We start from the raw sequence: 14,129 nt of genomic DNA, 5'->3' as shown, positions 1-14,129 counted from the left end.
GAAGGATGCGTTTACCTATGTTACAAAAAAGCCGTAAAATCACGTTTATTCTTGCCATTATTAGTGCTATCATAGGTGTGATGTTGACAGTGCAGCTCAGAAGCAGTCTGCATCCCGTTCACAAAGAGTCGCGCAGTATTGCTGAGCTGCGTACGACCCTGCAAAAGGAACTGGAAAAGCATAAAAACCTTCTGGCTGACATCTCCAAGTACAATCAGCTGTACTACCAGTACGAAACCTCGTTAAGCGAGGATGAAAGTATCTCCGTCATGAAAGAGGAACTGGCTCGGAACCGCAGAATGGCAGGGATGGTTGCCGTAGAGGGAGAAGGTGTCGTACTGAAAGTAGTCGATGCCCAAATACCGGAGGAACCGATCCTGGATGAAAACATGACAGCACCTGTCGTTGGGGAGTACACGATCGATGACGAAGATTTACGGTGGCTGGTCAATATTTTGTTCGCCAACGGTGCACAGGCCATTTCCATCAACGGTCATCGGCTGATTTCCACGACTGCCATACGCAATGTCGGGGACACCATCCAGATCGATACGCGCACGATTCAGCCCCCATACGAGCTGAAAGCCTTGGGAGACCCGGAAGTTCTTCTGTCAGCCCTGAAGCTGGAGGGAGTCGAAGAAAACTTCCAGCTCGCAAACAAGAAAGTGCTCGCGGAAAAAATGGACAAGCTTATGATTTCTGCCAATAATGAAACCCGCACCATCCAATATATGAAACCTGTAAAAGAAAAAGGAGATTCGTAACCATGTGGCTCCCGCTTATCGGACTGATTGTCGGTCTCGCTGTCGGCTTCTTGCTGGATTGGCGTGTGCCCCAGGAATATAGCAGCTATCTTTCCATTGCCTTATTGGCCGGATTGGATACAATCTTTGGTGGGATTCGTTCGTTTCTGGAGCGTACATTTAATGTTCGGATCTTCTTGTCCGGATTCTTTTTCAATACGCTTTTCGCGGCTGGTCTCGCTTTTATCGGCGGATTTTTGGGGATTGACCTTTATTTGGCAGCGATCGTCGCATTTGGCGTACGCTTGTTCAATAATCTAGCAGTAATTAGGAGGATTGTTCTATCCCGTTGGATAAATCAACAGGACTAGATCAAAAGATGGGAAGATGGTCATATTTTTACAAAAATTAAAGATGAAAAAAAGGGAATGGTTGTCCTGTGTGGAATAATTTATGCAGGTGTTCTCACTTTAGCAAAATAAAAGTCGTAGCAGGGGAGGTGTCACAGGTTTGGTAAGCAACGAACTCATCGTCAGCCTAGATATTGGAACATCCAAAGTACGCGTAATGATCGGCGAAATCAACAATGGTTCCATCAACATCATCGGCGTCGGCCAATCGCACTCAGAGGGCATTAAAAAGGGCGTGATTGTCGACATCGACCAAACCGTGCATGCCATCCGGGAAGCGGTAGACCATGCAGAGCGCATGGTTGGCGTTTCGATCGAAGAAGTGTATGTCGGTATCACTGGGAATCATATTGAGCTGCATGAAACACAAGGGGTTGTCGCTGTATCCAGCGAAGACCGTGAGATACGAGAAGAAGACATCCAACGCGTTATTCAAGCAGCAAAGGTTGTTGCCATCCCGCCGGACCGGGAAATTATTGAGGTCGTTCCCAAAGAGTATATTGTCGATGGACAGGGTAGTATAAAAGACCCACGAGGAATGATTGGTGTACGGTTGGAAATGGAAGGAACCATTGTGACCGGTTTGAAAACGGTTGTACATAACATTGTTCGTTGCGCCCAAAGGACGAATCTGCGAGTTGCTGGAATTTTCTTGCAACCGCTTGCGGCCAGTACTGTCGCTCTTTCCAAGGATGACAAAAACATGGGTGTCGTTTTAGTCGACATCGGTGCGGGTTCTACCACGATCGGTGTATTTGAGCAAGGAAAATTGGCAGCTACCACCGTAATCGGCATCGGTGGCGACCACATCACCAGCGACATCTCGCTGGGACTTCGCACCCATACAGACGTTGCAGATCGCGTGAAAACGAAAAACGGCTGTGCATTGATCGACGAAGCATCGGAAGACGTGAAGTTCAAAGTAAACAGGATTGGCAGCGACGTTGAGAAGCAGTTTACGCAAGTCGATTTGGCAAACATTATTGAGCCGCGGGCTGCTGAGATTTTCCAATTAGTTGAGGATGCTGTTTACAAATTGGGCTTCCGTGACGAAATTGCAGGTGGGTATGTACTGACAGGTGGCACTGTAGCGATGCCAGGCATGCTGGAGCTGGCAAAGGAAGAGCTTGATGCGCCTGTACGTATTGCCATACCGGATTATATTGGAGTTCGGGATCCTGCCTACACCACTGGCGTAGGTTTGATTCAATATGCCTTGCAGTTGATGGAGCGCCGTAGCATCCGTGCGACCCCCTCTTTCAAAGGCACCCAGAAGCAAACCGTGTCTAAGCCGAAAGATGGCAACGGTCTGATGGAAAAAGTGAAAAACTGGTTCAGTGAATTTATTTAATAACGGCTGCTGCTGGTTACCTTGACGATGGCGAATATTGGAATGTTTCGTTTTACGAAAAAAGTGGTAAAAATCAACGGAATGTTACAATGTTTGTCCAGGGCCTTTTAAGCAGACACGGAGCTTTCTTATGTTGAATTGGGGAGGACTAGCAATATGCTGGAATTTGATATGGATTTGGAATCCTTTGCGCGAATTAAGGTCATTGGTTGTGGAGGCGGAGGCAGCAACGCCGTAAACCGCATGATCGCAGGCGGTGTGAGAGGGGTAGAATTCATTACCCTGAATACGGATGCACAAGCACTCCAACTATCTAGTGCTGACATTAAACTGCAAATCGGTGAAAAGCTGACACGTGGTCTCGGTGCAGGGGCTAACCCGGAAATCGGGAAAAAAGCTGCAGAAGAGAGCCGCGATCTTATTGAAAATGCATTGCGTGGAGCAGACATGGTATTCGTAACAGCCGGTATGGGTGGAGGTACGGGTACTGGTGCTGCGCCAGTGGTAGCAGAGATCGCAAAGGAATTGGGTGCTCTGACAGTTGGTGTCGTTACTCGTCCATTTTCGTTTGAGGGTCGCAAGCGTTCCCAGCACGGTGAAGCGGGTATTGCGGCCTTGAAAGAGAAAGTGGATACACTAATCGTCATTCCAAATGATCGCTTGCTGGAAATCGTCGATAAAAACACGCCAATGCTAGAAGCATTCCGTGAAGCAGACAACATCCTGCGTCAAGGTGTACAAGGGATCTCTGACCTGATTGCTGTTCCAGGTCTGATCAACCTCGACTTCGCTGACGTCAAAACCATTATGACAGAGCGTGGCTCTGCCCTGATGGGGATCGGGGTAGGGAGCGGTGAAAACAGAGCGGCAGAAGCGGCGCGTCGTGCCATTTCCAGCCCTCTCTTGGAAACGTCGATTGATGGTGCTCGCGGTGTTCTGATGAACATCACTGGCGGTACCAACCTGAGCCTGTATGAGGTCAACGAAGCGGCGGACATCGTTTCCTCTGCAGCTGACCCTGATGTAAACATGATCTTTGGTGCTGTTATCAACGAAGATCTGAAAAATGAACTCGTTGTTACAGTGATCGCGACAGGCTTTGAACATTCGCAAAGACCGGAAATACCTCGCCGCCCACAGCAACAGGTAAATCCGGCAAGTAACCGACCAACCCCTGTATCGAACACGAACACGGCTCGTCCGAAAGAAGAAGAGGATGACAAGTCCTTCTTCTCGATGAGCAATCTGGATAATCTGGATATTCCAGCGTTCCTGCGCAACCGCCGCCGCAATAAAAAGTAGGATCAAACCCGCATAGAGAAGACCTTGTTCCCATGAAAGGAACGAGGTCTTTTTTTGTACAGTAAGAATTCATAAGATTCTTAGCAGTATAAGTGCAACTAAGGCTCCGCCACAAAGTTTGGCGGAGCCAAGTTTTTTAATTTGGTTACATCTGTCTATAATTAAAAATAGTAGAGTCAAACTGAAAAAAATCTTCTACAAAATATCCAAAAATACATCGTCAAGAATTGACAGATTTTACATACACATTGATATATACTGCATTTACTGGCAAGTGAAAGACGCACAGAGAGCGCGACGTGTCGGGGGGTGAGAGAGCAGATGGTTGTGTATCTTGATATCATTCTACTCCTGAACATGGCTATTGATACCTTGTTGCTATGGTTCACCGCTTATTTTCGAAAAGAACGCGTAGTTTGGTGGAGAATACTCGTGGCTTCCTTGTTTGGCTGTACATACCTTGCCTTCTTTTTCTTCCCGGCGTTTTCTTCGATGTATCAGTGGTCGATCAAGCTTCTCTTTTCCATTCTCATGCTCTGGATTGCCTTCGGTAATAGAAGGCTGCTAACCTTCACCCAGAACTTGATCATTTTTTACTTTGTCGCCTTTGTTTTTGGCGGAGGTGTTTTTGGCCTCCAATACTTTCTCGCCCCGCGAAACGAAATAGTGAACGGCCTGATCGTGACACACAACGATGGCTTTGGCGTCGGTTTCAAGCCCACATTGCTGATCCTCCTTGCTGGGTTTGCCATGATGTACTTCATCGGGAGGAAGAGCTATCGGGCGATACAAGAGCCGCGCAAGCTAAATGCCTTTCTCGTCGATGTCGTCGTGACGCTGGCGGGAGAAAAGGTGATCTGTCGAGGTCTCGTAGATACGGGCAACCAGCTGCACGAGCCGATCACTCGTATACCTGTCATGATCATGGAAAGTCGTATGCTGGCACATCTGCTTCCGCCGCCGCTTCTCCGACAAACCGATGATAACGGTGGAGTGTGGGAGAAGCTGGACGGATCCTGGGAGGATCTTCCTGTAGAGTGGCAGTCGCGAGTCAGACTGATTCCGTATCGCAGCGTCTCGCGAGGAATGGACTTTTTACTGGCGGTGAAACCAGACCATGTCATCGTTTTGCAAGGCAGTACCCGTTATGAGACCCACAAGGTGCTGATCGGCCTCAACCCTATTCCGTTGGCCGCAGACGGGCATTATCAGGCCATCGTGCATCCCGCAATGATGGAGACCTATTCTCAAGAATCGACCTTTATTCTCGAACAGGAGGGCTAATCATGTACGTAAAACTTCGCCTGCAACTACAATTGACCTGGTATCGTTTTTTGCTATGGATTGGAGCACGCGCTGAAGAAGTCTATTACATCGGCGGGAGTGAAGCCTTGCCTCCACCATTGACCAGGGAAGAAGAGGAGATCTTGCTAGGACGTCTTCCTTCAGGGGATCCAGCTGTGCGGGGAATGCTGATCGAGAGAAACCTGCGTCTGGTTGTCTACATCGCACGCAAGTTTGAAAACACAGGAATCAATATCGAGGACTTGGTCAGCATCGGTACGATTGGTTTGATTAAAGCGGTGAATACCTTTGATCCAGACAAAAATATCAAGCTGGCGACGTATGCATCACGCTGTATCGAAAACGAAATTTTGATGTATTTGCGCCGGAATAATAAAATCCGTTCCGAGGTGTCGTTTGACGAGCCACTCAACATCGATTGGGATGGCAATGAGCTTTTGCTCTCCGATGTATTGGGGACTGAGAATGACACGATTTATAAAAACATCGAGGACCAGGTCGACCGCAAGCTCCTGAAAAAGGCACTCGATAAGCTATCCGAGCGCGAACGAATTATTATGGAGCTGCGCTTTGGGCTAGCAGGGGAAGAAGAGAAGACGCAGAAGGATGTCGCGGATCTATTGGGGATCTCGCAGTCTTATATTTCCCGGTTGGAAAAGCGAATTATAAAACGGTTGCGAAAAGAATTCAACAAGATGGTCTAACGCATATTTTCCCAGTCGAGGGAGATACTGTTCCTAAACCGAAACAGAGGTAGCTTTTGCTACTGTCTGATCGGCTACGCGTCAGTACGCGGCCTTTCAAGACAACCGGGTTAGGGACTTTTTTCTTGCTTCGAGGAGGGAAAGACGTGACGCGCAATAAGGTAGAGATATGCGGGGTAGATACCTCCAAGCTTCCTGTGCTGACCAACAAAGAGATGAGAGAGCTGTTCGAGCGCCTACAGAGCGGCGAGTTGGCAGCCCGTGAAAAGCTGGTCAATGGCAATCTGCGGCTGGTACTAAGTGTCATCCAGCGCTTCAACAACCGCGGAGAGTACGTTGACGATCTGTTTCAGGTAGGCTGCATCGGATTGATGAAGGCCATTGACAACTTTGATCTTGGGCAAAACGTGAAGTTTTCTACGTACGCTGTGCCGATGATCATTGGGGAGATCCGGCGCTATTTGCGGGACAACAATCCGATTCGCGTGTCCAGATCCTTGCGCGATATTGCTTACAAGGCACTGCAGGTACGCGACAATTTGACCAACAAACATTCGCGGGAGCCCACTATCACAGAAATCTCTCAGGAATTAAACGTAGCGAAGGAAGATGTCGTGTTCGCTCTCGATGCGATTCAGGATCCTGTTTCCTTGTTCGAACCGATTTATCAGGACGGTGGGGACCCGATCTACGTCATGGATCAAATCAGCGACGAAAAGAACAAGGACGTGACGTGGGTAGAAGAGATCGCTTTGCGGGAAGGCATGCAGCGTTTGGGTGACAGGGAAAAGATGATTTTGTCGATGCGCTTCTACGAGGGAAAAACCCAGATGGAAGTGGCCGAGGAAATCGGGATCTCGCAAGCGCAGGTGTCTCGACTGGAGAAAGCAGCAATCGCCCATATGCAAAAACACGTGCAATCGTAATGCCAATCTTATATAGGAAACCCGAAGGCGCATCGTCGTCTGCTCGGGTTTTTTTTCATTTGCACACCGAATCGACAGGATTTCAGAAGAGAGAGGACATATTCCAATCTCCACTCATATACTACAAGTAACGGAATCAAAAGTGGGTGAGGGAGAATGGTAAAAATCTCTGACTTCCAGACCAAAGAAGTAGTCAATATTTTGGACGGGAAGCGGCTTGGGCAAATTTCCGATCTGGAAATTGACTTGCGCCATGGACGGGTAGAGGCCATTGTCGTACCGGGACCGGGTAAATTTCTAGGCTTTTTTTCATCAGGGAACGATTTCGTGATACCATGGCGAAATATTGTCAAAATCGGTAAAGATGTTGTACTCGTGCGGGTAGAAGAAACGCTCCGAGTAGATACGAGAACCTCAGGTGGAGAGGATTTCAGGGAATAAAGGGAAGCGTGTATAGGCATGACTTTGACTCCGCCAAGCCTTGGCGGAGTCAAGTTTTATGGTATGATAAGCCATATGAGGAAGGTGACAGCATGAGAGAACCGTTTGTCATGGCTGGAGAAAAGCCGTTGTTGCAACTACAGGAATGGGAAAAACGCTTTCCCGGTTTAGTGGCGGGGTTTACGATTCGCACGGGCGGGGTAAGTGAACAACCGTATGGATCTTTTAATATGGGTTTACATGTAGGAGATGAGCCTGCCCATGTGGTAGCAAACCGGCAGATGCTCGCCGAACAGCTTGAGCTTCCTTTCGAGACATGGACCTGCGCGGATCAAGTACACGGAAATCGTGTTTGCCAAGTAACGGCCGCAGGAGCAGGCAGAGAGAGTCTCGACAATGTGATCCAGGCTACGGATGGACTGTACACGGAAAAGACAGAGGTGCTGTTGGCTTCCTTCTATGCGGATTGCGTGCCGTTGTTTTTCCTTGACCCTGCATCTGGAGCGATTGGGCTGGCTCACGCAGGCTGGAAGGGAACGGTTGGACGTATTGCCGAGGAAATGGTGAAAGCGCTGGAAAAACAGTATCAGACCAAACGTGAGGACCTGCTGGTTGCGATCGGACCATCCATTGGCGGCTGCTGCTATGAGGTGGATGAAAGAATCATGGAGCGTGTCCGTGAAAGCACGTCGCAGTGGGAAGGATCAGTCTCACCATCTGAAAACGGACGCTATATGCTTGATTTGCGCAAGCTGAATACGGAAATCCTGCTGGAGGCCGGCGTTTCCTCTACGAATATCGCAGCAACGGATTGGTGTACAAGCTGCCGTACTGATCTGTTTTTCTCACACCGCAAGGAAGCGCCAGTAGCGGGAACGACAGGGCGGATGGCCTCGTTTATCGGATGGAAAAGCATGAAGGGAGAAGGGAGTACGTCATGAGTATGGATATGGAATTGCTAAAACAACGCATGCAGTCAATCGAAGAAAGAATTCAAGCTGCGTGCGACAGAGCGAACCGGAAGCGGGAAGAAGTGAAGATCATCGCGGTCACCAAATACGTCGATGCCGAAGCTATCCGCGATTTGCTTGATGCGGGAATCGAGCATATCGGGGAAAACCGCGTTCAGGATGGGGTACCGAAGTACGAGCAGTATGGGGATCGTGGCACCTGGCATTTCATCGGTCATTTGCAAACGAACAAAGCGAAAGAAGTCGTAGGACGTTTTCCGTATATCCACTCTTTGGATCGTCTATCCTTGGCAGAAGAGCTGAACAAACGCGGAGAAGCGTTGAATCAAGTCGTATTTTGCTTTTTACAGCTGAATATTTCGGGTGAAGAGACAAAATTTGGGCTTAGTCCCAATGATGTATTGGCTTTTTTACGCGAAACCAGTAATATGAGACATATAAAGATCATTGGATTAATGACCATGGCGCCTGTTGTCGAAAATACGGAAGACGCACGACCTGTTTTCCGTGGCCTCTATGAGTGGAAAGATCGCATCAATGAATGGGCATTCCCTCACGCACACGTGGAAGAGCTATCCATGGGCATGTCAAGTGATTTTGAAGTGGCAATTGAAGAAGGAGCTACATATATTCGACTGGGTTCCGTACTGGTCAAGCCATAAATCGGAAACCAGCCTTGCGATTTGGGTAACAGCGCAGAGAGGAGGAGTAAAGGGCATGGGTGTAATGAACAAGCTGATGGGGTTCCTGGGATTGGAAAACGAAGAGTACGTCGAAGAAACAATCGAAGAAGAACAGGAGGAACACGATTCTTCCAATAAGCGGCAACTTGCCAGCAGAGCGAACAACGTGGTTCCTTTTCAAGCACGGGAAAAGGAGGGCATTCGTTTGATCCTCTGTGAGCCTCGTCACTACAGTGATGCACAAGACATCGCAGATAATCTTCGGCATCGCAGACCTGTCGTGGTGAATTTGCACCGCGTGGAAAAGGATCAAGCGAAACGGATTATTGACTTTTTAAGTGGAACGGTCTACGCGCTGAACGGCGATATTCAAAAAGTGGGAGATACCATTTTTGTTTGCACGCCTGACCATGTAGACATCCAGGGTACAATTTCCAGCGTAATGGAAGAATAGGAACCAACGACGATAAAAAGGGTGAGGGAATGGGTTACCTTCTGACGATTTTGGATTTTGCTTTCACGGTTTATCAATACATGATTATTGCGTACATCCTGATGTCCTGGGTACCGCAAATGCGCGAGACAGGAATCGGACAGCTTCTGGAGCGATTGGTTGAACCCTATTTGGCTCCATTCCGTCGCTTTATTCCTTCACTGGGATTCATCGACATTTCGCCGATTGTGGCTTTGATCGCCTTGCGATTTGCTTCATACGGACTGTTCTCGATCCTGACAAAACTTGCATACTAACTAAAATAGCTTAGGCGAGTGAATGTATGAGTATATTTGATCACTTTGGAAAAGAAGAACGTCCCTTTGTAGAACGGGCGCTGGAAATGCTGACGCTGGTAGAGCGGAAGCAGGCCATGCGCCTTACTGATTTTCTGGATCCAAGGCAAGTACAAATCTTTCAAAGCCTCTCCTCGCAGGTACAGGATGTCTCTGTGACACCTCATGGCGGCTATGAGGATGCAGAGAGGGTGCGGGTAATCATCCACCCGGATTACATGCCCGTGGAGATGGAAGACTATCGTCTGACTTTGCTGCGAATTGTTGCGGATCAGCGCTTTCACGTCTTTGAGCACCGCGATGTGATGGGTGCGCTGCTCAATGCGGGAATGAAGCGGGAAAAGTTCGGGGACATGCTGACAGATGCGGCAGGCAGCTACGCGATTGTCGCGGAAGAGGTAGCTGACTACGTTTGCACACAGGTGACACAGATTCACAGGACCTCTGTGCAGTTTGAACGAGTCTCCTGGGAGGACTTCACCCCGCCTGCGCCGCGGTTTACCGAGAAAACAATCACGGTTCCATCCCCGCGACTGGATGCGATCATTGGGGAAGTACACCATTTGTCCCGAGCGAAAGCATTGGTTCCCATCCGGGGTGGAAAAGTAAAAGTGAATTGGAAAGTCCTCGAGGACCCATCCTATGCGTTGAAGGCGGGCGATATGGTCTCTATGGCAGGATTTGGGCGATTTAAAATACTGGAAGTAGCTGGCCCGACACGCAGCGGCAGGATTCGCATGATTGTGGGACTGGTCACATAAGCTGTAGGAGACCACAAAAATTTGCAAAATACGGCAGGATATACAGCTGATCCTGTCGAAATGAATGGCTATGATTATCGGGAAAAGTGGGGGGTTCATGTGCCTTTAACGCCGTTGGATATACACAATAAAGAATTCAGTACTGGCTTTCGCGGATACAACATTGACGAAGTAAATGAATTTTTGGATCAGGTCATTAAGGATTTTGAACTCCTGATTAAAGAAAAGAAAGAAATGGAAGAGCGCATCGCTATTCTCAACGAGCGTGTGGATCATTATAAGAGCTTGGAAGAAAACCTGAGCAAATCGATTCTGGTAGCCCAAGAAACGGCAGAAGACGTCAAGTCGAATGCTCGTAAGGAAGCACAGCTGATCCTGAAGGAAGCCGAGAAAAATGCGGACAGGATCGTAAATGAAGCCTTGGCTAAGTCTAGAAAAATCGCAATCGAAATCGAAGAATTGAAAAAACGTGCGTCTGTTTACCGCATGCGTTTTCGCACTTTGCTGGAAGCTCAGCTGGAGATGCTGGAAAACGGAGCATGGGATGATATCGAGCATGCTGATTCAGCGGTTGCTGTTGAATAAAACATTGACGTTCTGTTGATGATGGTACTATAATGAAAAACAACTTTGTCATAGTGATAGCGACGATGATCGGGACGAGTATGTGAGCATTGCACTGCCTAGCGAGTCAGGGATAGGTGAGAGCCTGACGAGATGCACCCACAGAAAATCACCCGGGAGTTCAATAGCCGAAATCTTGCCAGGGAAATGACAGGCAGGGGAGTAAGTGCGCGCGTCATTCCCGTTACGAATGATACAAGTGGAACGATCTTTATTACGATCGTTCAATCTGGGTGGTACCACGGGAGCCTTCTCTCGTCCCTTTTTTGGGGGATGAGTGAAGGCTTTTTATATTTTTAAGGAGTGAATGTAGCCATGGATTTCAGCAAAACCTTATCGCTGCCAAAAACGGACTTCCCGATGCGCGGCAACTTGCCAAACCGGGAGCCGCAAATGCAGTCTGCCTGGGAAGAGATGGATATTTACAAACTTGTACAGGAACGTACCGCTGGACGTCCTTCTTTTGTTTTGCATGATGGCCCTCCATATGCAAACGGGGATATCCATATTGGACATGCGCTCAATAAAATCCTTAAAGACTTTATCGTTCGCTACAAATCGATGGCGGGCTTTTATGCACCGTATATTCCAGGCTGGGATACACATGGACTCCCAATCGAGCAGGCTATTGTCAATGCACAAGGTCTGGATCGCCGCAGCATTGAAGTAAACGACTTCCGCAAACGCTGTGAAGAGTATGCTTGGTCTTACATCAACAAGCAGCGCGATCAGTTCAAACGTCTGGGAATTCGCGGCGATTGGGAAAATCCTTATGTAACGCTGCTGCCTGAATACGAATCAAACCAAATCCGCGTGTTTGGGGAAATGGCGAAAAAAGGCTACATTTACAAAGGTCTGCGCTGTGTGTACTGGTCTCCTTCTTCCGAGACCGCTTTGGCAGATGCAGAGATTGAATACAAAGACAAACGCTCTCCTTCCATCTACGTCAGCTTCCAGGTAGTGGATGGCAAAGGTCATCTGGATTCAGATACAGGCGTTGTCATCTGGACGACTACACCTTGGACCATTCCGGCAAACCTGGCGATCACGCTGCACCCTGAGCTGGAGTACAGCGTAGTGAAAGCAGATGGCCGCAAATTCCTGGTGGCGAGCGGACTGATTGAAAACGCGAGCAAGGAAATCGGTTGGGAGAGTGTGGAAGTGCTCTCCACCCACAAAGGCCAAGACCTCGAAGGTGTCGTGACACAGCATCCGATCTATGACCGTACGTCCCCACTCATCTTGGGCGAGCACGTAACGCTCGATGCGGGTACCGGTTGCGTTCATACCGCTCCAGGACACGGGGAAGACGACTTTAACGTCGGTCAAAAATACAACCTCGGCGTGCTTTGCCCGGTTGACCACGAAGGAAAAATGACCAGCGAAGCTCCGGGCTTTGAAGGTCTCTTCTACGAAGATGCGAACAAAGTGATCACCGAAAAGCTGAAAGAAAACAATGCTCTGCTCAAGCTCAGCTTCTTTACTCACTCTTATCCGCATGACTGGCGCACGAAAAAGCCGGTGATCTACCGTGCGACTGAGCAATGGTTCGCGTCCATCGACGGTTTCCGCGAGCAAATGCTGGAAGCGATCAAGCAAGTGAAGTGGATTCCGCATTGGGGTGAAACCCGCCTGGCTAACATGATCGCTGATCGTGGAGACTGGTGCATCTCCCGTCAACGCGTATGGGGAGTTCCTATCCCGATCTTCTATTGCAAATCCTGCAACGAGCCGATCATCAACGATACGACGATCAATCATATTGCAGACCTGTTCCGCAAAGAAGGCTCTTCCGTTTGGTTTGCTCGTGAAGCCAATGAGCTCGTACCAGAAGGTCTGTCTTGCACAAAATGCGATTGCAAAGACTTCCGCAAAGAAACAGACATCATGGACGTGTGGTTCGACTCCGGTTCCAGCCACGTATCTGTCCTGAAAGAGCGCGGCATTAGCTGGCCTGCTGATCTGTATCTGGAAGGCTCCGACCAATACCGGGGATGGTTCAACTCTTCGCTTTCCACGAGTGTTGCGGTATTTGGCACTGCACCGTATAAAGGCGTGCTGAGCCACGGATTTACCCTAGATGGAGAAGGACGCAAAATGTCCAAGTCCCTGGGGAACACCATCGTTCCACAAGAAGTCATCAACAGTCTGGGTGCCGATATTTTGCGCCTGTGGGTCGCATCTGTAGACTATCAAGCTGACCAACGTATTTCCGATGCGATTTTGAGCCAGATCGCAGAGGTTTACCGTAAAATCCGCAACACCTTCCGCTTCCTGCTCGGAAACCTGGATGGATTTGATCCGGCAAAAGACCGCGTTGCTTATGAGCAGCTGGGTGAACTGGATCGCTATGTTCTGGCAAAAGCAGCGAAAATGGTCAAACGCGTACGCAAAGCCTATGACGAGTACCAGTTCCATACGGTATTCCATTCCGTTCGCAATTTCTGCGTAATCGATCTGTCCGCTTTCTATCTGGACATTTGTAAAGATCGTCTCTACGTAGAAGCGCCGGATAGCCTCAAACGCCGCGCTGCGCAAACAGTGATGTACGATTGCCTGTTGAATCTGGTGAAGCTGGTAGCACCACTGCTGCCGCATACAGCAGATGAAGTATGGGGCTTTGTCCCAGGCGTGGATGAGAAAAGTGTGCAGCTGACAGACATGCCAGAAGCGGATGAAAAGCATTTGAGCTTCTCTGCTGACGACGAAAGCAAATGGGACGCTTTCCTTAACGTCCGAGATGAAGTGCTGAAAGCAATGGAAGAAGCGCGTCGCAACAAAGTGTTTGGGAACTCTGTCGATGCAAAGCTCGCCCTCTACCCACAAACAGAGGAAGTGGCGAAAACCTTGGCGGCGATGGACGATCTGGCAGATCTGTTCATCGTGGCAGATGTGGAACTGCACCCACAAGGAACTGCAGCACCAGCTGAAGCAGCACAGCTGGAAGGCATTGCCGCTGTGGTATCTGCAGCAAGTGGTGTCAAATGCGAGCGCTGCCGCGTCGTGAAGCTTGATGTGGGTGTAAACCCATCCCTGCCAACGATCTGCGGACGCTGCGCGGGCATTGTGGAGGAGCACTACGCACACGTTGGAGAATAAGTGATACGAAAAGCTTCGAC

15 protein-coding genes and 1 other annotated feature are annotated in these 14,129 nt (G+C 49.0%); all 15 genes read left to right on the top strand.

The genetic code is table 11. The annotated features are described in order from the left end of the window. Positions 1-17: 17 nt before the first annotated feature. The 15 genes from ACLIN2_RS19410 to ileS all read left to right on the top strand — a co-directional run bounded on the left by ACLIN2_RS19410 (position 18) and on the right by ileS (position 14,109). Entirely contained in the window at positions 18-764 is a 747-nt protein-coding gene (locus ACLIN2_RS19410; protein WP_092267768.1) for a DUF881 domain-containing protein, read from the top strand. Between the two features lie 2 nt (positions 765-766). Continuing rightward, entirely contained in the window at positions 767-1,114 is a 348-nt protein-coding gene (locus ACLIN2_RS19405) for a small basic family protein (RefSeq protein ID WP_092267769.1), read from the top strand. A 139-nt stretch (positions 1,115-1,253) separates the two neighbouring features. Beyond that, positions 1,254-2,504: a cell division protein FtsA gene (ftsA, locus tag ACLIN2_RS19400; RefSeq protein ID WP_122959556.1), complete on the top strand. Its 1,251-nt coding sequence runs from the start codon at positions 1,254-1,256 to the stop codon at positions 2,502-2,504. A gap of 156 nt (positions 2,505-2,660) precedes the next feature. Then, positions 2,661-3,806 (top strand): cell division protein FtsZ, encoded by a 1,146-nt coding sequence (gene ftsZ / locus ACLIN2_RS19395; protein ID WP_092267771.1) that lies wholly within the window; start codon positions 2,661-2,663, stop codon positions 3,804-3,806. A 321-nt stretch (positions 3,807-4,127) separates the two neighbouring features. Further along, the gene (spoIIGA, locus tag ACLIN2_RS19390) at positions 4,128-5,090 is read left to right on the top strand and encodes a sigma-E processing peptidase SpoIIGA (protein WP_122921809.1); all 963 of its coding nucleotides are present in this window, start codon (positions 4,128-4,130) and stop codon (positions 5,088-5,090) included. A 2-nt stretch (positions 5,091-5,092) separates the two neighbouring features. After that, positions 5,093-5,815 carry an RNA polymerase sporulation sigma factor SigE gene (gene sigE / locus ACLIN2_RS19385; RefSeq protein ID WP_092267773.1) on the top strand — a complete coding sequence of 241 codons (723 nt, stop codon included), beginning with the start codon at positions 5,093-5,095 and terminating at the stop codon, positions 5,813-5,815. Between the two features lie 146 nt (positions 5,816-5,961). Beyond that, complete coding sequence (sigG, locus tag ACLIN2_RS19380; RefSeq protein ID WP_092267774.1) at positions 5,962-6,741, top strand: RNA polymerase sporulation sigma factor SigG; 780 nt, start codon at positions 5,962-5,964, stop codon at positions 6,739-6,741. 156 nt (positions 6,742-6,897) lie between these two features. Beyond that, positions 6,898-7,182, top strand: coding sequence for a YlmC/YmxH family sporulation protein (locus tag ACLIN2_RS19375; protein ID WP_092267775.1), 285 nt, complete (start codon positions 6,898-6,900; stop codon positions 7,180-7,182). 92 nt (positions 7,183-7,274) lie between these two features. Then, positions 7,275-8,123, top strand: coding sequence for a peptidoglycan editing factor PgeF (gene pgeF, locus ACLIN2_RS19370; RefSeq protein WP_411501866.1), 849 nt, complete (start codon positions 7,275-7,277; stop codon positions 8,121-8,123). Further along, a complete protein-coding gene (locus ACLIN2_RS19365; protein ID WP_327930765.1) occupies positions 8,120-8,815 on the top strand; it encodes a YggS family pyridoxal phosphate-dependent enzyme in 696 nt (231 codons plus the stop codon). Before pgeF ends, ACLIN2_RS19365 begins: the two co-directional genes overlap by 4 nt. Before the next feature lie 55 nt (positions 8,816-8,870). Further along, complete coding sequence (locus ACLIN2_RS19360; protein WP_092267778.1) at positions 8,871-9,290, top strand: cell division protein SepF; 420 nt, start codon at positions 8,871-8,873, stop codon at positions 9,288-9,290. A 29-nt stretch (positions 9,291-9,319) separates the two neighbouring features. Beyond that, positions 9,320-9,586, top strand: a complete 267-nt coding sequence (locus tag ACLIN2_RS19355) for a YggT family protein (protein ID WP_092267779.1) — start codon at positions 9,320-9,322, stop codon at positions 9,584-9,586. Positions 9,587-9,612: 26 nt separating this feature from the next. Further along, a complete protein-coding gene (locus ACLIN2_RS19350) occupies positions 9,613-10,386 on the top strand; it encodes an RNA-binding protein (RefSeq protein WP_411501865.1) in 774 nt (257 codons plus the stop codon). Positions 10,387-10,485: 99 nt separating this feature from the next. After that, positions 10,486-10,971, top strand: a complete 486-nt coding sequence (locus ACLIN2_RS19345; protein ID WP_122921918.1) for a DivIVA domain-containing protein — start codon at positions 10,486-10,488, stop codon at positions 10,969-10,971. 56 nt (positions 10,972-11,027) lie between these two features. Further along, positions 11,028-11,276 (top strand) — a binding site (T-box leader). 49 nt (positions 11,277-11,325) lie between these two features. Then, entirely contained in the window at positions 11,326-14,109 is a 2,784-nt protein-coding gene (gene ileS / locus ACLIN2_RS19340) for an isoleucine--tRNA ligase (protein WP_411501864.1), read from the top strand. The last annotated feature ends 20 nt before the right edge of the window (positions 14,110-14,129 follow it).

It is taken from the genome of Brevibacillus centrosporus (assembly GCF_046622605.1).
In the GTDB taxonomy this organism is placed as follows: domain Bacteria; phylum Bacillota; class Bacilli; order Brevibacillales; family Brevibacillaceae; genus Brevibacillus; species Brevibacillus centrosporus.
The sequence above is the reverse complement of the archived record's forward strand: the minus strand, read 5'-3'. Positions and strand labels throughout refer to the sequence as shown.